Source organism: Chromobacterium sp., assembly GCF_041912965.1.
GTDB lineage: Bacteria > Pseudomonadota > Gammaproteobacteria > Burkholderiales > Chromobacteriaceae > Chromobacterium > Chromobacterium aquaticum.
Genome location: NZ_JAYSGF010000017.1, coordinates 12,556 through 32,718, shown reverse-complemented (window position 1 = coordinate 32,718; position 20,163 = coordinate 12,556). Strand labels below are relative to the sequence as shown.

Sequence of the window (20,163 nt, the reverse complement as noted above, 5' to 3'; positions counted from 1 at the left end):
GTGGCAACAGCATGGCAAAGCATGGGGCCGGAGCAGGCCTATCAACAGGCGCTGGGCGCCGGGGTGTTTCAGATTCAGCATTGCGCCGCCTGCGACCGGCACGTGTTCTATCCGCGCGTGAGCTGCCCGCATTGCGGCGGCCAGGAACTGGGCTGGGTGCGGCCCAGCGGCGCCGGCATCGTGTATTCCAGTTCGGTGGTGCGCCGCAAGCCGGAGCAGGGCGGCGATCTGAACATCGCGCTGATCGACCTGGACGAGGGGGTGCGGCTGATGAGTCGGGTGGACGGGCTGGCGCCGGAGCGGGTGCGCATCGGCATGGCGGTGCGCGCGCGCATTGTCGACGAGCAAGGCCAGCCCTTGCTGGTCTTCGTGCCGGCGGGAGCCGCGGCATGAGCGCGGCGCGGAATCTGCGCGGCGCGGTGGCCATCGCCGGCGTCGGCGTGGCCGGTCTGGGCGAGGCCAAGGGCCGCAGCGAAATGGAAATCCTGGCCGAGGCCGCCGCCGGCGCGATCGCCGACGCCGGCCTGAAACTGGCCGATATCGACGGCCTGGCCACCGCCAGCGTCAACGCCACCATGTGGGGCCTGCCGGTGGCGGAATACCTGGGCCTGCGCCCGCGTTTCCTGGACAGCACCATGCTGGGCGGCTCCAGCTTCGTCGCCCATCTGCAGCCGGCGGCGCTGGCCTTGCAGGCCGGCCTGTGCGACGCGGTGCTGGTCTGCTACGGCAGCACCCAGCGCACGGCGACATTCGGCCGCAAGGCCAGCAATCTGGCGCGGCGCGTGCTCGATCCCATGCCTTATGAACATCCCTACCAGCCGGAACTGCCGGTGACCGCCTACGCGCTGGCCGCCGCCCGGCATATGCACCAGTACGGCACCCGCCGCGAGCACCTGGCCGAGGTGGCGGTGGCGGCCCGGCGCTGGGCGCAGCTGAACCCGGAAGCCTATGCGCGCGAAGCGCTGAGCCTGGAGCAGGCATTGGCGGCGCGCATGGTGGCCGATCCCTTGTCGGTGCGCGATTGCTGCCTGGTCACCGACGGCGCCGGCGCCTATGTGCTGGTGCGCGCCGAGCGCGCGCGCGATCTGCCGCGGCCGCCGGTGTATCTGCTCGGCGTCGCCGCCGCCACCTGGCACCGCCAGATCTCGGCGATGCCGGACCTGACCGTGACCGCGGCGCAGGAGTCCGGCGCGCGCGCGCTGGCGATGGCCGGCTTGCGAGCGGCCGACATTGACGTGGTCCAGCTTTACGACGCCTTCACCATCAACACCCTGCTGTTCCTGGAGGACCTGGGTTTCTGCGCCAAGGGCGAGGGCGGGCCCTTCGTCGCCGACGGCGCGATCGCGCCTGGCGGCCGCCTGGCGGTCAACACCAATGGCGGCGGCCTGTCCTGCGTGCATCCGGGCATGTACGGCGTGTTCCTGGTGATAGAGGCGGTGCGGCAATTGCGCGGCGAGTGCGGCGCGCGCCAGGTGGCCGGCGCCGCCACCGCGCTGGTGCACGGCAATGGCGGCACGCTGTCGTCGCAAGCCACCGCGGTGCTGGGCGCGGCCGCAACCCTATGACGGCTCAAGGAGGGCAAGATGGAAAAGCAAGCGATGCTGCAGGACAAAGTGATGGTGGTGACCGGGGCCGGCGGCGGCATAGGCCGCGACATCGCGCTGGCGCTGGCGGCCGAGGGCGCGCGGGTGGTGGTCAACGACATCGGCGCCGCGCTGGGCGGCGAAGGCCGCGACGCTGGGCCGGCGCAGCGGGTGGCGGCGGAAATCCGCCAGCGCGGCGGGCAGGCGCTGGTCAATACCGACAGCGTGGCCAGCGCGGAGGGCGCGGCGGCCATCATCGCCGGCGCGCTCCAGGCTTTCGGCCAGGTGGACGGCGTGGTCAATAACGCCGGCATCCTGCGCGACCGCATCTTCCACAAGATGGGCGAAGACGAGTGGGACGCGGTGCTCAAAGTCCATTTGTACGGCGCTTATTACATGAGCCGCGCCGTCGCGCCGCATTTCAAGGAGCGGATGAGCGGCAGCCTGCTGCACATGACTTCCACCTCGGGGCTGATCGGCAATCTGGGCCAGGCCAATTACGCCGCCGCCAAGCTGGGCGTGGTGGCGCTGTCCAAGTCCATCGCGCTGGACATGCAGCGTTTCCAGGTGCGCTCCAACTGCATCGCGCCGTTCGCCTGGAGCCGGATGACGGGCTCCATTCCGTCGCAGACCGAGGCGGAGCAGGCGCGGGTGGAAAAGATCCGCCAGATGACGCCGGCCAAGATCGCGCCGCTGGCGGTCTTCCTGCTCAGCGACGCGGCGCGCGGCGTCAACGGCCAGGTGTTCTGCGTGCGCAATAACGAAATCTTCCTGATGAGCCAGCCGCGGCCGATGCGCTCGGTGCAGCGCGGGCAGGGCTGGACGCCGCAGACGATAGCCGAGCACGCGATGCCGGCCTTGCAGGCTTCCTTCGTCGCGCTGGATCGTTCGGCCGATGTGTTCAGCTGGGACCCGGTGTGAGCCGGCGAAAACCGCTGAAGAAGCGGAGTTTACATCGGGTCAATGAGCATTTTGAGTTCGTACTCACCGTGCAACGGCTCACCAAGCGCGGCAGACTTTGAACAGGCTTTTAGCCGCTCTTTAGGAGGAGATATGTTGGACTCCCGCCATATCGGCCACGTGCTGACGCCGCACCGCGCGGTGGTGGAGGCCGGGCGGCTGCGGTTTTTCGCCAAGGCCACCGGGCAAAGCGATCCGGTCTATTTCGACCAGGCCGCGGCCGAGGCCGCCGGCTATCCGGCGCTGTTGGCGCCGCCGACCTTTCTATTCTGTCTGGAACTGGACGCGCCGCAGCGGGGCGAGGCCTATCGGCTGCTGGACATCGGCTTTCAGCGGATTCTGCATGGTGAACAGCGTTTCGACTATCGGCGCCCGGTGTTCGCCGGCGATGTGCTGGATTACGCCAGCCGCATCGCCGACATCTATGTCAAGCGCAGCCGCTCCGGCGGCGAGCTGGGCTTTCTTGAAATCGAGACCACGGTCAGCAAGGCCGACGGGCAAGCGGTGGCGGAGCTGCGCCGGATCACCGTGGTGCGGCCGGCATGAGCCGGCGCAACGGAGCCATGTCATGGAGTCTGTGATGAACGATGTGAAGGATTGGCGCCGGGTTCAGGCCGGCGACGCGCTGCCCGTTTTTGACGCGCCGGCGATCAGCCGGACCACGCTGGCCTTGTTCGCCGGCGCTTCCGGCGACCATAACCCTATGCATATCGACAGCGATTTCGCCCGCGCCGCCGGCGAGGACGATGTGTTCGCCCACGGCATGCTGGCGATGGCCTATCTGGCGCAGGTGCTGACGCGCTGGGCGCCGCAGCCGGCCTTGCGCAGCTACCGCGCCCGCTTTGTCGCCATCACCCGGCTGGGCGACAGCCTGCGCTGCGAAGGCTGCGTGCTGCGCGTGTATCAACAGGACGGCGAGCAGCGCGCGCAGCTGCAACTGCGCGCGGCCGACCAGCGCGGCGAGACCAAGCTGATAGGCGAGGCGGTGGTGGCCCTGGCCGCGCCGGCCTAGAGTCTGTTTACGATCTGCTGCGCGTCGCGGGGCATTACGCGGTGAGTACGGCTTCGAAATGCTGATATACCACTTGTGCATTCCGCTTTTTCTCTCGTTTTCGCCTTGTCTCGCTCCTGCTCGTGAGACTTTTGAACAGGCTCTTAGCCAGCCGCCGCCGCGCCGCGGCTGAAATAGAGATCGTGCAGCGCGTCCAGTTCCACCTCGGCGGCCGCTTGCGACAGCAGCACCTTGCCGCTCTGCATCAGGTAGACATGATCGGCCACGGCCAGCGCGCCGCCGGTGTTCTGCTCCACCAGCACAATGGTCTTGCCCGCCCGCTTCAGCTCGGCGAGGACGGCGAACATTTCGCGCACCACCACCGGCGCCAGTCCCAGCGAGGGCTCGTCTATCAGCAGCAATTGCGGCTCCGCCATCAGGCCGCGGCCCAACGCCAGCATCTGCGCCTCGCCGCCGGACAGCGAGCCGGCCGCCTGGCGGCGGCGCTGCGCCAGCTTGGGAAACAGCGCGTAGACCTGGCGCAGATTGTCGTCCGCGCGCGGCCTGGCCTGCGGCGCGAACGCGCCCATGAGCAGGTTGTCCTCCACCGTCATGTCCTTGAACACCAGCCGGCCTTCCGGCACCAGGATCATGCCGCGGCCGGGCATGTCCCAGGCCGGCGTGTCGCGCAGGGAATCGCCGCGCAGGAGGATATCGCCGCCCTGTATCGGCAGCAGGCCACTGATGGCGCGCAGCAGCGTGGTCTTGCCGGCTCCGTTGGGGCCGACGATGGCGGTGAGCCGGCCGGCGGCGAAACTCAGGTCTACATCCCACAAAATGGTGATGGCGCCGTAGCCGGCGCGCAGGCGCTGGACTTCAAGCATGCTCGTCTCCGGTGTAGCTGCTGATCACGCGCGGATCGCGAAACACCGCGTCCGGTTCGCCGTCGGCGATCAATTCGCCGAAATTCAGCACGCAGACGCGCCGGCACAGCCGGCGTATGGTTTCGATATCGTGCTCAATCAGCAGGATGGCCAGCGCGTACTGCTGTTGCAGCCGCTGCAGCAAATCCATGAAGCGGCGCTTGCCCTGGGTCTCCAGGCCGGCCAGCACCTCGTCCAGCAGCAATAACCTGGGCTGGGTGGCCAGCGCCTTGCCCACCTCCAGCGCCTTCAGTTCGCTCAGGCTCAGCTCGCTGGCCGCCTGGCGCTCGGCCTTGGCGCGCAGCGCCAGCAATTCGAGGATGCGGTCGATCTGCTCGCCGTCGTTGCGGCCGGCGCCGAAGCGCTGCGCCACTTGCAGGTTTTCCCGCACCGTCAGCTGGTGCATCGGCTGCGGCACCTGGAAGGAGCGGCCTATGCCCAGCCGCGCGCGCGCATGCAGCGGCAGCGGCAGGATGTCGCGCGACTGGAACAGGATGCGGCCGCCATGCGGCCGGACCAGACCGGATACGGCGTTGAACAAGGTGGTCTTGCCGGCGCCGTTGGGGCCGACCAGGCCGACCACCTCCTGCTCGGCGATCTCCAGGCTGACGTTCTTGAGCGCGGCGAGGCCGCCGAAGCGGATGCTGAGGTCTTCAAGCTTCAACATGGGCGGCCTCCTGGTCGCGGCGGCGCCGGCGCAAGCCGGCCAGCAAGGGCAGCAGCCCGCCGGGGCTGACGATGATCATCAGCGCCAGCAGCGCGCCCAGCATGATTTCATGGCCTATGGGCAGCAGGCTCTTGAACAGCAGCTGATCCGCCAGGTAGACCACCGCCGCGCCGAGCAGCGGCCCGGCGATGCTGCGGTAGCCGCCGAATATCGCCGCGATCACCGGGATGATGGTCCAGGAGCCGTCAAAGGCGTAATCCGGCTCCAGGAAGTTGATGGTATGGGCGTTGAAGGCGCCGACGATCCCGGTCATCGCGGCGGAGATCAACAGCATGCCGGCCTTGAGCCCGGCGCTGTTGACGCCCACCACCCGGGTGGCGTCCTCGGATTCGTGCATCGCCTTCAGCGCCAGGCCGTGATCGCTGTCGCGCAGCCGGCGGTAGAGCGCGACGAATAGCAGCACCACGGTCAGGATCACCAGATAGGCGCCGACCTTGCTGGATAGATCGAAACCGGCGACGCGCGGCAGCGGTGGAATGCTGGACAGGCCGCCGGCGCCGCCGGTCAGGCCGCGCCACTCGGTGGCGAGGATGCGGAAGATCTGCGAATAGGCGAGGATGGCCAGAGCGAAATAAGGGCCCTTCAGCCGCAGCGCCGGCAGCATCGCCAGCGAGGCGACGGCGGCGCCGACGCCGCCCAGCAGCATGGAGGGCAGCACCGGCCAGCCCAGCCGCAGCGTCAGCAAGGCCGACACATAGGCGCCGACGCCGAAGAAGGCGGCATGGCCGAAACTGACCATGCCGCCCAGATTGCCGAGCAGCGCCCAGGCCAGCGCGATGCCGCCCAGGATCAGCGCCGACACGATCAGGCTCATCAGGTAGAGCTGGCGGCCCAGCACCAGCGGCACCAGCAGGTAGAGACCGAACAGCAGCGCGATGGTCCAGCAAGTGGATTTCTTCATCCTCGTCTCCCTGTCACGCCGAACAGGCCGTTGGGCATCAGGAACAGCACCAGCAGGAACAGCAGCATGCCGGCCAGCTCCTGCAGCGCGGAACTGAACAGCGTGACGGTCAGCGATTCGGCGATGCCCAGCAGCAAGGCGCCCAGCAGCACGCCGGGTATCGAGCCGGTGCCGGCCAGCACGGTGATGACGAAGGCCTTGACCGTCAGCGAATGGCCCATCGCCGGCTGGATCACGCCGCTGCTGTAAATGGCGACGCCGGCGCAAGTGGCCAGCGCGCCGGACAGCAGGAAGGAGGCCAGCTCGGTCTTGCGCGGGTTGACGCCCATCAGCTTGGCGGCCTCGCGGTTGCCAGCCACCGCGCGCAGCGCGCGGCCGTGCCAGCTGCGGCCGAGCCACAGCCAGACCGCGCCTATCAGCGCCAGGCTGATACAGAAGAACAGCGCCTCGCTATTCATGCTGTACAGCGGGCCCAGCACCAACGCCTGCTGGAACCAGGCGTTGGCGCTGGAGCGCACGTCCGCCTTCCAGATCAGCAGGATGGCGTTGGTCAGCATGATGCCGATGCCGTAGCTCAGGATCAGCGAATTGAGCTCGCGCTCCTGGCGGATGCGGTCCACCAGCAGGTAGACCAGCGCCGAGCCGATGCACACCACCGCCAGGGCCAGCGGGATGGCCAGCAAGGGGTTGAGCTGCAGCCGGGTTTCGGCGGCGTAGGCGATATAGGCGGCCAGCAGCACCAGTTCGCCGTGCGCCAGGTTGATGATCTTCATGGTGCCGAACACCAGGGCCAGCCCCAGCGCCACCAGGGCGTAGGCGCCGCCGACCAGCATGCCGGAATACAGCGCCTGCAGGATGAGTTCCATCATGGCGGTCGTCCTCGCGGGATGGGCAGCTCACCACGGCAGCGCCGGATAGCGCGGCTTGGCGGTGGCGTAGTCGGCGGGCCAGACGATGTCGATGTCGCCATTGGCGCGGAACTGCCCCATGTGAGCGGTGTAGTTGAGGTTGTCGCCGCGGGCGTCGAAGCGCACCGGCCCCAGCAGCGTCCGCTGCTGGCTGCCGCGCAAGGTGTTCACCAGCGCGCCGGGCTTGCCCAGCACGCCGGCCTGCTCGGTCTTGGCCAGCGCCTCGAACAATAGGCTGGCGATCGCGTAGCTGGTCTGCGCATGGTAGGAGGCGCTGCTCTTGTAGCGTTGGCGGTAGGCCTGGTCGAATTCCAGCGCCAGCGGATTGCTGCCCACCTGGGTGGGCAGCACGGTGGCGCCGTAGACATTGGGCAGCAGTTCCGGGAAGGCGGCGGCCATCTTGGGCGTGGCCAGCGCCCAGGCGCCGACCAGGGCCTTGACCGGCGGCTTGAGCACGCGCGCGGCGCGCAGGATGCCGGCGTAGTCGTTCTCATAGGCGATCATCACGATGGCCTCGCTGCGGTCGCGCAGCTTGATCTTGTTGACGATGGGCTTGAAGTCCTTCACCGCCGGGTCGAAGGGATGCATGACGGTGGCGACGCCGGCGGCGGCGAGAATGGTCTTGAGCTTGCCGGCCAGATCGCTGGTGGCGTCGCGGGTGGAGTAGACGATGGCGGCGGATTTGACGCCCAGGCTGCCGAGCAGGCCGCTCATGCCGCGGGCGTAGCCGGGGTTGTTGCTGATGCGGAAGAAACTCTGCAAGCCGCGCTTCACCATGTCGTCGCTGGTGCCGCCGGGCGTGACGAAGGGCACGCCGGCGCGGTTGGCGGCTTCCGAGGCCGGGCCGGTGATATTGGAGATGGTGCCGCCGACGATGGCGTTCACCCGCTGCGCGGCCAGCTTTTCCACCGCCGCCACCGCCTTGGCCGGCGAGGACTCGTCGTCGACCACGCTCAGCAGCACGCGGTGCTGCGGGTAGCGGCGGGCGAACACATCGGCGGCGATCTGCACGCCGTGGTTCATCTCGCTGCCGGCCAGGGCCAGGGGGCCGGTCAGCGACAATTGCACGCCGACCTTGAAGTCGGCGGCGCCGGCGCGGCCGGCGATCAGGGCCGCGCTCAGCGCGGCGCTCAAGCGGATTCGCATGGTGGTTTCCTCCTTTTATTGTGGCGCGTCCGGCTCAGCCTATGGCGGCGTCGGCGCGCAGTTGCGCGATCTCCTCCGGCGTTTTCCGCAACAGCTCGCTGAGGATCTCGTCGGTGTGCTGGCCCAGCCGCGGCGGCGGCCGCCGGTAGCGCGGCGGGGTGGCGCAGAGCCGCAGCGGGCTGGCGACCGTGGCGCAAGCGGCGGCGTCCGGCTGCTCGATGCGGGCATGCATGCCGCGATGACGCACTTGCGGATCGGCGAATACCTGCTGGTAGTCGTTGATCGGGCCGCAGGGAATGGCGGCGTCCTCCAGCCGCCGCAGCCAGTCGGCGCTGGAGCGCGACAGCAATGCCTGCTCCAGCTGCGGCACCAGATCGGCGCGGTTGACGATGCGCAGGCTGGCGCTGGCGTAGCGCGGGTGCTCCGCCAGCTCGGGTCGTTCTATCGCGCGGCAGAAGCGCCGCCACTGGCCGTCGTTGCCGGCGGCGACCACGATGTGGCCGTCGCTGCTGGCGAACACCTGGTAGGGCACCATATTGGGATGGGCGTTGCCATGGCGGCTGGCCGGCTTGCCGGTGTGCAGATAGGCGTTGGCGTGGTGGCCGCCCAGCGCCACGGTGCAGTCCAGCAGCGCCAGGTCTATGTATTGGCCAACGCCGCTGCGTTCGCGCGCTTGCAGGGCCGCCAGGATGGCGATGTCGGCGTACAGGCCGGTGACCATGTCGGCCACCGCCACGCCCACCTTCTGCGGGCCGCCGCCGGGCAGTTGGTCGCTCTCGCCGGTGACGCTCATCAGCCCGCCCAGGCCCTGGAACACGAAGTCGTAGCCGGGCTTGTGCGCATAGGGCCCGCTCTGGCCGTAGCCGGTGATCGAGCAATAGATCAGGCGCGGGTTGAGCGCGCGCAGGTCGGCGTAGGCCAGGCCATAGCGCGCCAGGTCGCCGACCTTGTAATTCTCTATCAGCACATCGCAGCCGGCGGCCAGTTCGCGCACCAGGCGCTGGCCGGCGGCGCGGGAAATGTCGATGGCGATGGAACGCTTGTTGCGGTTGGTGGACGCGTAGTACAGCGAGTCCGGCTGTTCGCCGTTGCGATGAGGCAGCCAGGGCGGGCCCCAGTGGCGGGTATCGTCGCCGCAGCCGGGGCGCTCCACCTTGATCACGTCGGCGCCGAGGTCGGCCAGGTTCTGGGTGCACCAAGGACCGGCCAGAATCCGAGACAGATCCAGCACCCGGAGATGGGACAAAGCGCTGTGCATAAGCCTGATTTCTCCTTTGGAATGAGGGTGGCGCCGCCCTTGGCGCCGGTGCGCGATCTGCTGCGCGGGGCGAGGCGACGTCACACGGCGAGCACCTCTTCGCAATGCTCATGGACTCTGCGTGCATTCCGCTTGCTCAGCCGTTCTCGCCTTGTCTCGCGCTTGCCCGCGCGATGTTGAACAGGCTCTCAGGCAGGCAGCCGCAGCACGTGGCGCGCCAGAATGTTGCGCTGGATCTCGTTGCTGCCGCCGTAGATGGTGGCGGGGGTGGCGTTGAACAGCAGCGCAGGCGCCTGGCCGCCCGCCGGGTCCGCGCCGGCCCAACTGCCGTATTCCCCGGCCAGATCCATCAGCGCCAGGCTGATGCGCTGATAAGTCTCGGTGGCCCAGATCTTCAGCGCGGACACCGCCGGCGGCAGCGCCTCCCCGCGTCGGACCATGGCGGCGAAGTGCTTGTACAGCGCGCCCAGGTCCGCCACGTCCAGCTCCAGCCGCGCGTAGCGGTCGGCGAAGACCGGGTCGTCGAAGCCGCGGCAGGCGCGCGCCTGGGTGGCCAGCTGCGCCAGCGCTTGCCGCGCCTGCTTGGGGCTGCCGAGGAAGATGCGTTCGAAGCCCAGCAGCGCCTTGGCGATGCCCCAGCCCTGGTTCAGCCCGCCGACCAGATTGGCGGCGGGCACCCGCACCTGGTCGAAGAACACTTCGCAGAATTCCTGGTGGCCGGCCAGCGTGGTGATCGGGCGCACGGTGATGCCGGGGCTGTCCAGCGCGATCAGCAGGAAACTGATGCCGGCCTGGCGCTTGGCCTGTTTGTCGGTGCGCACCAGGGTGAAGATGTGGGTGGCGTCCTGGGCCAGCGTGGTCCAGGTTTTCTGGCCGTTGACGATGAAGTCCGCGCCGTCGGGCACCGCCTCGGTGCGCAGCGCCGCCAGATCGGAACCGGCGTTGGGCTCGGAATAGCCCTGGCACCAGATGTGCTCGCCGGACAGGATCTTGGGCAGATAGCGCTGCTGCTGTTCCGCGCTGCCGTGCTGCAGCAACAGCGGGCCGACCATGATGATGCCCTGGTCCGGCGCGCGCGCCACGCCGTAGCGTTCCTGTTCCTCGATGAAGGCCAGCTGCCGCGCCGGCGACAGACCCATCCCACCGCAGGCCTTGGGCCAGGCCGGAGCCGCCCAGCCCTGGCGCGCCAGCGTCTGGTGCCAGTCGCGGATTTCGTGCCAGTGCAGCCGCCGCGACGGATGGCGCAGCGCCGGCGGATAGTGGCGGGCGAAGAAGGCGCGCAGCAAGTCGCGGAATTCGGATTCGGGCATGGCCTCCCAGTCGGCGTCGCGGGGGAAGTCGCTCAGCGCCGGCGGCGGCGTTTCCGCCGCGGCCGCTTGCGGCGGGCTTAGCCGCCGGTAACGCCGGCGCTGCTGCTCGGCATTGCCCAGCCAGGCGTTCAGGTGCAGCGCGCGCTTGAAGTAGAGGCCGATATCGCATTCCTCGGTGTAGCCTATGGCGCCATGCAGCTGGATCGCCAGCCGGCCCATGCCGATGGCGGCGTCGGCGCAACGCGCCTTCAGCCGGCTGATGCGCGCGCTGTCCAGCCGCGCCGGCTCCGCGCGCTCCTCCAGCGCCTCGTCCAGGCTGGCCGCCGCCAGCTCGATCTGGATATGAGCGTCCACCAAGCGATGCTGCAGCGCCTGGAAACTGCTGATCGGGCGGCCGAATTGCTCGCGGCTGGCCAGATAGGGCAGGGTCAGCGCCAGAATCTGGCGCGCATTGCCCAGCAGCTCGGCGCTTTGCGCCAGGCGCGCGGCGTCGTTGGCCTGGCACAGCGCGTCCCGCGCGGCGGGGCCCGCGGCCAGCAGATGGCTGTGCGGCACCGGCGCCTGTTCCAGCGTCAGGCTGCACATCAGGCTGCCGTCTATGCCGGGGCAGCGGTCTATGCTCAGGCCGGGCTGGTCGGCCGGCAGCCACAGCAGCAGCCAGCCCTCGTCGCCGCGCGCGCTCAACAGCCAGCCATGCCGCTCCGCCGCCGCCGGCAGCGCGAAAGTCTTGCCGCCGCTGAGCCAGTAGCGCTGGCCGTCAAAGGCGGCGCGGGTGTCCGCGGTGTCCTCGTCCTGCTGGCCGGCGCGCTCCTGCCAGGCCAGACCCGGCAGCAACTGCCCGGCGGCCAGTTGGGCCAGCAAGTGCGAGCGCAGCGGGCTGTCCGGGCAGGCGGCGAGCGCTTGCGCGGCCTGCACCGCCACCGCGGTGAACGGTTCCGGCAGCAGCGCGCGGCCGGCTTCCTCGGCGATGACGGCGGCTTCGGCCAAGCTCAGGCCCAGGCCGCCGTCGCTTTCCGCCAGCAACACCGCCAGCCAGCCGGCATCGGCCAGTTCGCGCCATAGCTCCGCGGAATAATCCAGCTGGCTGTCGCGTCTGCTGCGGACGCGGCGGCGGTGGTCGTCGCGGCTGAGCAGTGCGCGGGCGCTGTCGCGCAGCTGCGTCAAAACATCGTGCTTCATGTCCAACTCCTTGTCTTTATCCATCGCAAGATGGACGGACATAGACTCGGTGATCTCGTTAGCGAGGACAATTCGCATTTGACGAAGCGAGGATTTGGCTGTGCTTAAGCGCGGTCGGCGCGCGGATCATGACGCTCGCCTAGGTTTGCGCCATCGCGGCCGGGCTGGCACAATGGCGCCGTTGTCATTGGGGAGTAGCCATCTTCGGCCCAGCCGGAGAGGCCGCGTCAACAAACTTGGGGGCAAGCCCCCATGGCGCGGTCAGCGGCCGGCATTGCCGGCGCCGCCAAGCGAGACCTTTGGCCACGATGCGTTTGCCGCCGGGCAAGCCGCGTCGTTGCGCCATTGTCCATCCGCTTGCCCGGCCCAAGACTATCCATGCTGTTGACCCTGTCGTTTCTGCTCGGCCTCGCCGTTCTGATCTATCTTTCCTGTCAATACTTCGTCAACGCCATCGAATGGTGCGGCCGCCACCTGAATCTGGGCGCCAGCGCCGTCGGCACCGTGCTCGCCGCCTTCGGCACCGCCTTGCCGGAAAGCGCCGTCACCTTGACCGCGATGGCCTTCGGCGGCACGCCGCAGCATCAGGACATCGGCGTCGGCGCCGCGCTGGGCGGGCCGCTGGTGTTGGCCACGCTGGCTTACGCGGTGGTGGGTTTCGCGCTGTGGCGCCACCGCGGCCGGCTGGGCCGCGCCAATTACCTGCTGCGCGTCGATCATCGCCGGCTGGCCGGCGACCAACTGGCGTTCTTGCTGATTTTCGCGTTCAAGGTGGGGCTGGGCCTGCTGGCGTTCTCGATCAAGCCCTGGCTGGGCGTGGTCTTCCTGGCCGCCTATGCCGCCTATGTGTGGCGCGAGATCCGCAGCGCCGACACCGCGCCGGAAGAGGAAGAGCTGGACGCCTTGAAACTGCGCGCCGGCGGCGGCCTGGGCTGGGCGGCGGCGCAGGCGCTATTGGCGCTGGTGGTGATCGCGGCGGCGGCGCATGGCTTCGTCGCGCAGCTGGAAACGCTGGCCGGACACTGGGGCATGGCGCCGCACCTGGTGGCCTTGCTGCTGAGCCCGGTGGCCACCGAGCTGCCGGAAATCATGAATGCGCTGATCTGGCTGCGGCAGGGCAAGGAGCGGCTGGCCTTGGCCAATATCTCCGGCGCGATGATGATTCAAGCGACGATTCCCAGCGCCTTCGGCCTGTTCTTCACTCCGTGGCTTTTTGACAGCGTCTTGCTGTGGTCCGGCCTGGCGACGATGGCGGCGATCACCGGACTGTGGCTGCTGTTCCGGCGCGGCAATGTCGATGGCCGCTGGCTGGTGGGCGCGGGCGCGGTGTATCTGCTGTTTGCCGGCTGTCTGGTGTGACTTGAGAAACTGGTTCCCAAGAACCTGTTCAAAGTCTGCTGCGCTTCGTGAGCCGTTGCACGGTGAGTACGAGCTCAAAATGCTCATGTACCACTTGTACATTCCGCTTTTTCGCTCGTTTTCGCCTTGTCTCGCTCTTGCTCGCGAGACTTTGAACAGGCTCTAAGCCCGGCGCGCTTGGGTGCGAGTCTTTGCGCAGACTCAGAGGGAGGGTATTGAAAACAGCGGGGCAGGCGCTGGTTGAGTGGATGCCCCGGTGCTTGCCGCCGCGATTTGGGCGCGGGCTGCCGTTATTTCTTTTCTTCCAGCAAAATAGAAGCGGCTTTGACTGAGTTCTCTACATTGACCCGGGAAAAATCATCCAATTGGCACTGTTTGAGCACCTCGCGTCTATCCTTGATGAAATCGATGCGCTCCAGGATGCTCATTCTTTGCAGCTTGCCCTTCCAGTTTTCGATGGAAAACTGATTTCTGGAGTTATTATATTCATCGCAATTAATAGGCGATGCGGCCGCATGGAAGGACATGGCGGCAAGGAAAAGGGCGACGAAGTACTTCATTTGATTTCTCTCGACTAGCTTGACGTCAAATTATACTGAGTGGCTTTGGGTATGCGCAATGCGATGGCGTTGCGGCCGAGAAAGCGGAATGCACAGGTGGTGCATGAGCATTTTGAGCTCAGTTTCAACGCCGTATCGCCGCAGCGCAGCAGACTTTGAATAGGTTCTCAGAGCCAGGCCGCCACGCCGCCGTGATGCGAGCAAGTGCCGCGCCGGTGCTGGCTGAAGCTGTAGCTGCCGTCGCGGCAGCGCGCGCTGGCGCCGGCCGGCGCCTTGCCGGAGCGGGTGTGCGCCGGGCTGTGCACCTCCACGCCGTCGGAATTGGTGTAGCTGCCGTGTTCCAGCAGCTGTTCTTGTGCCGGCGCGCTGGAGTGGCGCGGCGGCGTTTTGGCCTGGACCGGGGCGGCCAAGAAGGCCAGGCTCAGGCCGATGACGGCGGCGCAGCGTCGCCAGCCGGCAATGGGGAACTGTGAGAGATTTGTCATGTCATCCGAAAAGTGAATAAATCGCGGGCTTGCGCAGCGAGTTTTAACGCGAGTAATGATAGGTTTTTAATTCTACTTCATTGTCATGAAAAATGCTGGCAATGGATTTGGGGAAATGGAATGAACCGCGGCATGGATCTGACCATGCCGCTCAGAACCGGCTTAGGACGTGTTCACGATCTCGCGAGCCAAGGCGAAACAAGGCGTTGCGGCTGCGAAAGCGGAATGCGCAGGTGGTAAATGCGGCACTCGCCGTGTCACGCTTCACGACGCGCAGCGGATCGTAAACAGCTTCTAAGAGCCTGTTCAAAGTCTCGCGAGCAAGAGCGAGGACGGGTTCTCAGGGAGACATATGGAAGACTTTAAGCAAAGACGCGGCCTGCTGGCTGCGCTGGCGGTTTCGCCCTGGCTGCTGGCTTGTGTCAGGCCGCCGCTGCGGCAGCCGGGCGAGGCGCCGCTGTCGCGGCAGTTGGCGGAACTGGAGCACAATGCCGGCGGCCGTATCGGCGTGGCGGCGCTGGAGGTGGATAGCGGGCGGCGGGTGGCCTACCGCGCCGATGAGCGCTTTCCGATGTGCAGCACCTTCAAGCTGCTGCTGGTGGGCGCCGTCTTGCAACTCAGCGCCGCGCAGCCGGACCTGCTCTACCGCCATGTGAATTATCAGCGCGAGCAACTGCTCCGCTATTCGCCCATCACCGAGCAATACGCGGAGCAGGGCATGTCGGTCAAGGATTTGTGCGACGCGGCGATGCGCTTCAGCGACAATACCGCCGCCAATCTGCTGTTGGGCCTGCTGGGCGGGCCGGAGGCGGTGACCCGTTTCGCGCGCGCGCTGGGCGACGGGCTGAGCCGGCTGGATCGGATCGAACCGGAACTGAACTCCGCCACGCCGGGCGATCCGCGCGACACCACCACGCCGGCGGCGATGGTGTCCAATCTGAACTCACTGCTGTTTTCCTCGCTGCTGCCCGAGCGTCAGCGCGTCTTGCTGCGCGACTGGCTGTTGAACAGCACCACCGGCAATCTGCGCATCCGCGCCGGCTTGCCGGCGGAATGGCGGGTGGGCGACAAGACCGGCAGCGGTGGCAATGGCGCCACCAACGATGTGGCGGTAGCCTGGCGGCCGGGCAAGTCGCCGCTATTGCTGGCGGTGTATTACTGGGGCTCGTCGGCGTTGCCGGATGAACGCAATGCGGTGGTGGCCGCGGCGGCGCGGGTGGTGGTGGCCGAATTCGCCTGAGCGGACACCTGGCGCTGTTTGGCGCAGACATGAAAAACGCCGCGGTCAAACCGCAGCGTTTTGCTGTCCGGCGTCCGCCGGCTCAGTCCGCCGGCAACTGCGCCGGAGCTACCACGATGCCGGCGCGCAGGCCGGGCTTGACCGTGGGGTTGGGGAACAGGATGCGCTCCTCGCCGCCGGCGGCCACATAGCGCTGATCGCCGTCCTCGGCGATTAGATAGCCGTCCGGCAGCGCGGTGAAGTTCTCCACCTCGTCGGCCAGGTGCAGGCGGAAAGCCTCGCTATGCTTGACGATGTCGTATTTGGCGCGGAACAGCGGCAGGTCGCCGTCGCGGTAGTCCGGCAGCTTTTGTTCCGGCTCGGCCAGCAGCCGGCGCAGCGCCTGTTCGATGCCGGAAAAGCGTGACAGATCGTTTTGACCGAAGGGCCGCGCCTTGCCCAGCTCCAGCGTGAAGGCGTCGGCCTGGCAGTGGCGGCTGGAGAAATAGCTATAGGTGTTGGCCGGCTGGCTGTGCAGCAGCACGGTTTCCACCTGGCAGCTCTTCAGCCAGGCCAACTGCGCGCGGCTGTGCGGGCGTTCGTGCAGATACGGGTAGATGGCGAACTTCTCGAACACCGAGCCGCGGATCGCGGTGTGCAGGTCGTAATGCCAGCGGCGGCCGCGCGCCGCGGCGAAGAAATCCGCCGCCGCCTGTTCCAAGCGCGCCGCGCGCGCCGCCTCACGCGCTTCCGGCTGGCGCGCGTGCGCGCCGTTGAACAGCCGGTTCATATCGTAGTCCAGGTAGCGCTTGCCCAGCCGCATCGCGTCCAGATTGCCGAAGACCACCAGCAGCCGGCAGCGCAGCGCCTGCTTGCCGGCCGCGATGTCGGCGAGAATGGCGTTCAGCACTTCCACCGGCGCGGTTTCATTGCCGTGCACGCCGCAGGACAACAGCAGCGCGTCCGCGGCGGCGGTGGCGGGCGTCAGTTCGACGATGCCGTAATCCAGCCAGCGCGCCTGCACGCCGGAGGGCAGTTGCCATTCCGCGGTGGCGGCGGAGGCGGGGTTCATGGTCCAGGACAGGAAATCGTGGTGATGCTCGCGCATGGGCTGACTCTTGGCTCGCGGCTGGTGATGACCGGGGCATTGTAACCAGAGCCGGCGCGACCGGTGGCGGCGCGTGGCGCAGATTTGAAAAAACATGCCGTGTTTGGGCTAAAAGCCTTGTCCGGCGCGGCTTGGCATGCCGGGCGGCGCTGTGGTTTTTTCGCGTGGCCGCATGGGGGGGCGAGGTTGGCTTTTGTTGAATATTTTGGACAAGTCCATTGTCGCGGCGCCGCGGCTCGCGCCCGGTGGAGCGGCTGGATGTTGCCATGCAGCAAATATAGCGGTCTGTTTTTGCTGGAGCCTTGCCCGGCAAGGCTTGCCGCGTGGCCCGGAGCGGGCTTGTCGATTAAATTGGACATGCGGATTTTTATACATTTTTTTACTTGTCAAGCCGCGTGATGTTGTTACAATCCGCGCTCGTTTGCAGCTTTGCAAACCTACAATTCAATTGTTTCGCTCCGACATCCCAGGCCCACATAAAAGCTGTTCAGCCCGAAAGCCGCGCACTAAGGAGCGGGGTTATCCATCATAAGGATGCTCCTGCGGCTGGCTCATCGCTTTTTCGGCGGCGGCCTGGGCGCGTCCTTTGGGAATCCCTGTTCTCTCCCTTTGCGCGGGGTGCAGGGCTTTCCGTCAGTTCTTGAGGGGAAAACTCATGGCTTGGTCTGTGGCTGATAGCCGGGCGTTGTATGGCATCCGGCATTGGGGAGCGGGGTACTTCGACATGGGCGCCAACGGCAATATCGTTGTGCGTCCGAATGTGCGCCAAGACAAGGAAATCGATCTGCACCGCCTGGTGGGCGATCTGGCCGGCAAAGGCCTGGATCTGCCGCTCTTGGTGCGTTTTCCCGATATCCTGCAAGATCGCGTCACCCGTCTGTGCGCGGCCTTCGACAAGGCCATCGCCGAACAAGGCTATGGCAACCGCTATACCGCCATTTATCCGATCAAGGTCAACCAGCAAGAAGCGGTGGTGAAGAGCATCATCGCCACGCCGGACGTGTCCATCGGCCTGGAAGCCGGCTCCAAGCCGGAACTGATGGCGGTGCTGGCGCTGGCGCCCAAGGGCTGCACCATCGTCTGCAACGGCTACAAGGACCGCGACTACATCCGTCTGGCCCTGATGGGCGAGCGTCTGGGCCATCAGGTGTTCATCGTCATCGAGAAAGAGTCCGAAGTGGACCTAGTGATCGATGAATCCCGCAAGCTGGGCATCCGCCCCAATATCGGCATGCGCGTGCGCCTGTCCTCGCTGGCGTCCAGCAAATGGGCGGACACCGGCGGCGAGAAGGGCAAGTTCGGCCTGTCCGCCGGCCAGCTGATTTCCGCCGCCGACAAGCTCACCGCCGCCGGCCTGGCCGACTGCGTGCGCCTGATGCACTTCCACATGGGTTCGCAAATCGCCCATATCGGCGATTACCGCAGCGGTTTCGGCGAGGCCATCCGCTACTTCGCCGAACTGCGCGCGCTGGGCCTGCCCATCGACCATGTCGACGTGGGCGGCGGCCTGGGCGTGGACTACGACGGCACCCATTCGCGCAACGACAGCTCGATCAACTACGATATGGACGAGTACGCGCACGTGATCGTGTCCATGCTGTCCGAGTTCTGCGGCGAGAACGGCATTCCGCATCCGCGCATCCTGTCCGAATCCGGCCGCGCGATGACCGCCCACCACGCGGTGCTGATCATGAACGTGACCGATGTCGAGCGCCTGCCGGACGAAGTGCCGCAGGTGGACGACCTCGCCGCGCTGTCGCAGCCGGTGCGCAAGCTGTTCGAGCTGGTGCAGCTCAACGACGACGACCTGGTCACCGAAATCTACTACCGCGCCAGCCACTATGCGTCGGAAGTGACCGATCTGTACGCCGCCGGCCGTCTGTCGCTGAAGGAAAAAGCGCTGGCCGAGGACGTGCACGCCGCGCTGTGCCGCCGCCTGCACCGCCAACTGCAAGCCAGCCAGCGTTCGCAGCGCCAGGTGTACGACGAGCTGACCGATCGTCTGGCCGACAAATACTTCTGCAACTTCTCGGTGTTCCAGAGCCTGCCTGACACCTGGGCCATCGACCAGATCCTGCCGATCACCCCGCTGCATCGTCTGAACGAGCAGCCCACCCGCCGCGCGGTGCTGCAGGATCTGACCTGCGATTCCGACGGCAAGCTCAAGCAGTACGTGGATCAGCAGAGCATTGAATCCAGCCTGTCGGTGCACGAAGTGAAGCAGGGCGAGGAGTACCTGATCGCGGTGTTCCTGGTGGGCGCTTACCAGGAAATCCTGGGCGACATGCACAATCTGTTCGGCGACACCGACTCGGTCAACGTCTATGTGCGCAATGGCGGCGAGCTGGAATTCTCCGGCGTGGAAGAGCATGACACCATCGAAGACATGCTGCGCTATGTGCACCTGTCGCCGGAGGACATCCTCAACCGCTACGAAGCCAAGTCGCGCGCCGCCGATCTCAGCAGCGAAGAGCGCAGCCTGTTCTTCGCCGAGTTCTGCCGCGGCCTGAAGCAGTCGTCCTATCTGTCGGTCTGATTCACGCCTTCAGAAAGAGTAAAACAGCCGGGCTTAGCCCGGCTGTTTGCGTTGGTGCCGCTTAGTTTTTTGTGGAAACAGACCATACCTCGCGGGATGAATTTAAGCGTTTTCACTTAATCCATGCCTAAGTTGGTGTTTCTGATCGGGTTTTTAGCTGAATTTCACGCCGGGCGCGGCCGGTTTCGGGCCGGCGCTTGCAATACGGGCAAACCTTGCTAGTTTGAGAAAGCCAATAATTGATTGGCATAAACATGGGGGTTGCCATATGTCTTTCTCTAGCGTTCCTTACTTCCTGACCTATAGCCAAAACACCGCGCTGGGCATTACCGCCAAAGATTCGATGAGCGGTTCCCAGCTGTACCTGCAGCCCATCCAGGGCAACTTCCTGTCGCTGTTCAACATCGACTTCGCCAACGGCGTGTTCGCGCTGGCCACCAGTGGCAACCAACTGGTGATCGACATTTCCGACCTGTCCAGCGGCAAGCCCTTGGTGCTGCGTCCGTACAACCCGTCCTCGCTCAGCCAGCAATGGGATCTGTTCTCCCGTCCGGGCTTTATCTCCAGCCGTCAAAACAACAATCTGGTGATAGACAACCAGAGCCGCGGCGGCGTGGGCAGCCTGATCTGGCTGTACGAGTTCAACGCTTCGCCGGCTCAGCAATGGGCGCTCAAGCCGCTGACCTCGGCGCAACGCTCGGAACTGGTGCTGGAAACCGCTGAATAAGCGCGGGGCAAAAATCGCGGCGGCGGGCGCAAAGAGCGGTTCAAGGTCTTGCGAGCGAGGGCGAAACAAGGCGAAAACGAGCGAAAATGCGGAATGTACGAGTGGTGCATGAGCATTTTGAGCTTGGTTTCAAGCCGAAGCGCAGCAGACTTTGAACAGGTTCTAAGAATGTGTTTACGATCTTGCGAGCTAAGGCGAGACAAGGCGAAAACGGCTGAGAAAGCGGAATGTACAAGTGGTACATGAGCATTTCGAAGCGGGCACTCATCGCACAATGTCTCTA

General features: G+C 66.3%; 19 protein-coding genes and 1 riboswitch. Of the genes, 9 read left to right on the top strand and 10 right to left on the bottom strand.

Going from position 1 to position 20,163, the window contains the following annotated elements; all coding sequences use genetic code 11:
* From ACE3QM_RS11195 to ACE3QM_RS11175, 5 genes are all read left to right on the top strand, one after another.
* Entirely contained in the window at positions 1-393 is a 393-nt protein-coding gene (locus tag ACE3QM_RS11195) for a Zn-ribbon domain-containing OB-fold protein (protein WP_374421886.1), read from the top strand.
* Entirely contained in the window at positions 390-1,565 is a 1,176-nt protein-coding gene (locus tag ACE3QM_RS11190) for a thiolase (RefSeq protein WP_374421884.1), read from the top strand. Before ACE3QM_RS11195 ends, ACE3QM_RS11190 begins: the two co-directional genes overlap by 4 nt.
* A gap of 18 nt (positions 1,566-1,583) precedes the next feature.
* Positions 1,584-2,504 (top strand): SDR family oxidoreductase, encoded by a 921-nt coding sequence (locus tag ACE3QM_RS11185; protein WP_231462656.1) that lies wholly within the window; start codon positions 1,584-1,586, stop codon positions 2,502-2,504.
* Between the two features lie 132 nt (positions 2,505-2,636).
* The gene (locus ACE3QM_RS11180) at positions 2,637-3,089 is read left to right on the top strand and encodes a MaoC family dehydratase N-terminal domain-containing protein (protein ID WP_231462657.1); all 453 of its coding nucleotides are present in this window, start codon (positions 2,637-2,639) and stop codon (positions 3,087-3,089) included.
* A gap of 34 nt (positions 3,090-3,123) precedes the next feature.
* On the top strand, positions 3,124-3,555 hold the full coding sequence (locus ACE3QM_RS11175) for a MaoC/PaaZ C-terminal domain-containing protein (protein ID WP_231462658.1): 432 nt from the start codon (positions 3,124-3,126) through the stop codon (positions 3,553-3,555).
* Between the two features lie 143 nt (positions 3,556-3,698).
* Here ACE3QM_RS11175 and ACE3QM_RS11170 read toward each other — a convergent pair whose 3' ends face one another.
* The 7 genes from ACE3QM_RS11170 to ACE3QM_RS11140 form a co-directional block, all read right to left on the bottom strand.
* Positions 3,699-4,418, bottom strand: a complete 720-nt coding sequence (locus ACE3QM_RS11170) for an ABC transporter ATP-binding protein (RefSeq protein ID WP_374421878.1) — start codon at positions 4,416-4,418, stop codon at positions 3,699-3,701.
* Positions 4,411-5,124: an ABC transporter ATP-binding protein gene (locus tag ACE3QM_RS11165; RefSeq protein WP_231462660.1), complete on the bottom strand. Its 714-nt coding sequence runs from the start codon at positions 5,122-5,124 to the stop codon at positions 4,411-4,413. The genes ACE3QM_RS11170 and ACE3QM_RS11165 overlap by 8 nt, the downstream gene beginning before the upstream one ends.
* Positions 5,111-6,085 (bottom strand): branched-chain amino acid ABC transporter permease, encoded by a 975-nt coding sequence (locus tag ACE3QM_RS11160; protein WP_231462661.1) that lies wholly within the window; start codon positions 6,083-6,085, stop codon positions 5,111-5,113. The genes ACE3QM_RS11165 and ACE3QM_RS11160 overlap by 14 nt, the downstream gene beginning before the upstream one ends.
* Positions 6,082-6,954 (bottom strand): branched-chain amino acid ABC transporter permease, encoded by an 873-nt coding sequence (locus tag ACE3QM_RS11155; RefSeq protein WP_231462662.1) that lies wholly within the window; start codon positions 6,952-6,954, stop codon positions 6,082-6,084. Before ACE3QM_RS11155 ends, ACE3QM_RS11160 begins: the two co-directional genes overlap by 4 nt.
* 27 nt (positions 6,955-6,981) lie before the next feature.
* Complete coding sequence (locus tag ACE3QM_RS11150; protein ID WP_374421875.1) at positions 6,982-8,139, bottom strand: ABC transporter substrate-binding protein; 1,158 nt, start codon at positions 8,137-8,139, stop codon at positions 6,982-6,984.
* A 34-nt stretch (positions 8,140-8,173) separates the two neighbouring features.
* A complete protein-coding gene (locus ACE3QM_RS11145) occupies positions 8,174-9,397 on the bottom strand; it encodes a CaiB/BaiF CoA transferase family protein (protein ID WP_374421873.1) in 1,224 nt (407 codons plus the stop codon).
* A 188-nt stretch (positions 9,398-9,585) separates the two neighbouring features.
* Positions 9,586-11,886 (bottom strand): acyl-CoA dehydrogenase, encoded by a 2,301-nt coding sequence (locus tag ACE3QM_RS11140; RefSeq protein WP_374421870.1) that lies wholly within the window; start codon positions 11,884-11,886, stop codon positions 9,586-9,588.
* A gap of 177 nt (positions 11,887-12,063) precedes the next feature.
* Positions 12,064-12,208, top strand: a riboswitch (yybP-ykoY riboswitch).
* Between the two features lie 56 nt (positions 12,209-12,264).
* Between ACE3QM_RS11140 and ACE3QM_RS11135 the strand changes: the two genes are divergently transcribed.
* A complete protein-coding gene (locus ACE3QM_RS11135) occupies positions 12,265-13,245 on the top strand; it encodes a sodium:calcium antiporter (protein WP_231462666.1) in 981 nt (326 codons plus the stop codon).
* A 290-nt stretch (positions 13,246-13,535) separates the two neighbouring features.
* Here the strand turns inward: ACE3QM_RS11135 and ACE3QM_RS11130 are convergent, their stop codons facing one another.
* The gene (locus ACE3QM_RS11130; protein ID WP_374421867.1) at positions 13,536-13,805 is read right to left on the bottom strand and encodes a hypothetical protein; all 270 of its coding nucleotides are present in this window, start codon (positions 13,803-13,805) and stop codon (positions 13,536-13,538) included.
* Between the two features lie 167 nt (positions 13,806-13,972).
* Positions 13,973-14,290 carry a DUF3761 domain-containing protein gene (locus ACE3QM_RS11125; protein ID WP_374421865.1) on the bottom strand — a complete coding sequence of 106 codons (318 nt, stop codon included), beginning with the start codon at positions 14,288-14,290 and terminating at the stop codon, positions 13,973-13,975.
* A gap of 352 nt (positions 14,291-14,642) precedes the next feature.
* Here ACE3QM_RS11125 and bla point away from each other — a divergent pair, with 352 nt between their 5' ends.
* Positions 14,643-15,530 carry a class A beta-lactamase gene (bla, locus tag ACE3QM_RS11120; protein WP_374421863.1) on the top strand — a complete coding sequence of 296 codons (888 nt, stop codon included), beginning with the start codon at positions 14,643-14,645 and terminating at the stop codon, positions 15,528-15,530.
* 82 nt (positions 15,531-15,612) lie between these two features.
* Here bla and astE read toward each other — a convergent pair whose 3' ends face one another.
* Complete coding sequence (gene astE / locus ACE3QM_RS11115) at positions 15,613-16,617, bottom strand: succinylglutamate desuccinylase (RefSeq protein WP_231462669.1); 1,005 nt, start codon at positions 16,615-16,617, stop codon at positions 15,613-15,615.
* A gap of 655 nt (positions 16,618-17,272) precedes the next feature.
* Between astE and speA the strand changes: the two genes are divergently transcribed.
* A complete protein-coding gene (gene speA, locus ACE3QM_RS11110; RefSeq protein WP_374421860.1) occupies positions 17,273-19,153 on the top strand; it encodes an arginine decarboxylase in 1,881 nt (626 codons plus the stop codon).
* 268 nt (positions 19,154-19,421) lie between these two features.
* Complete coding sequence (locus ACE3QM_RS11105) at positions 19,422-19,880, top strand: RICIN domain-containing protein (protein ID WP_053074359.1); 459 nt, start codon at positions 19,422-19,424, stop codon at positions 19,878-19,880.
* Positions 19,881-20,163: the final 283 nt, after the last annotated feature.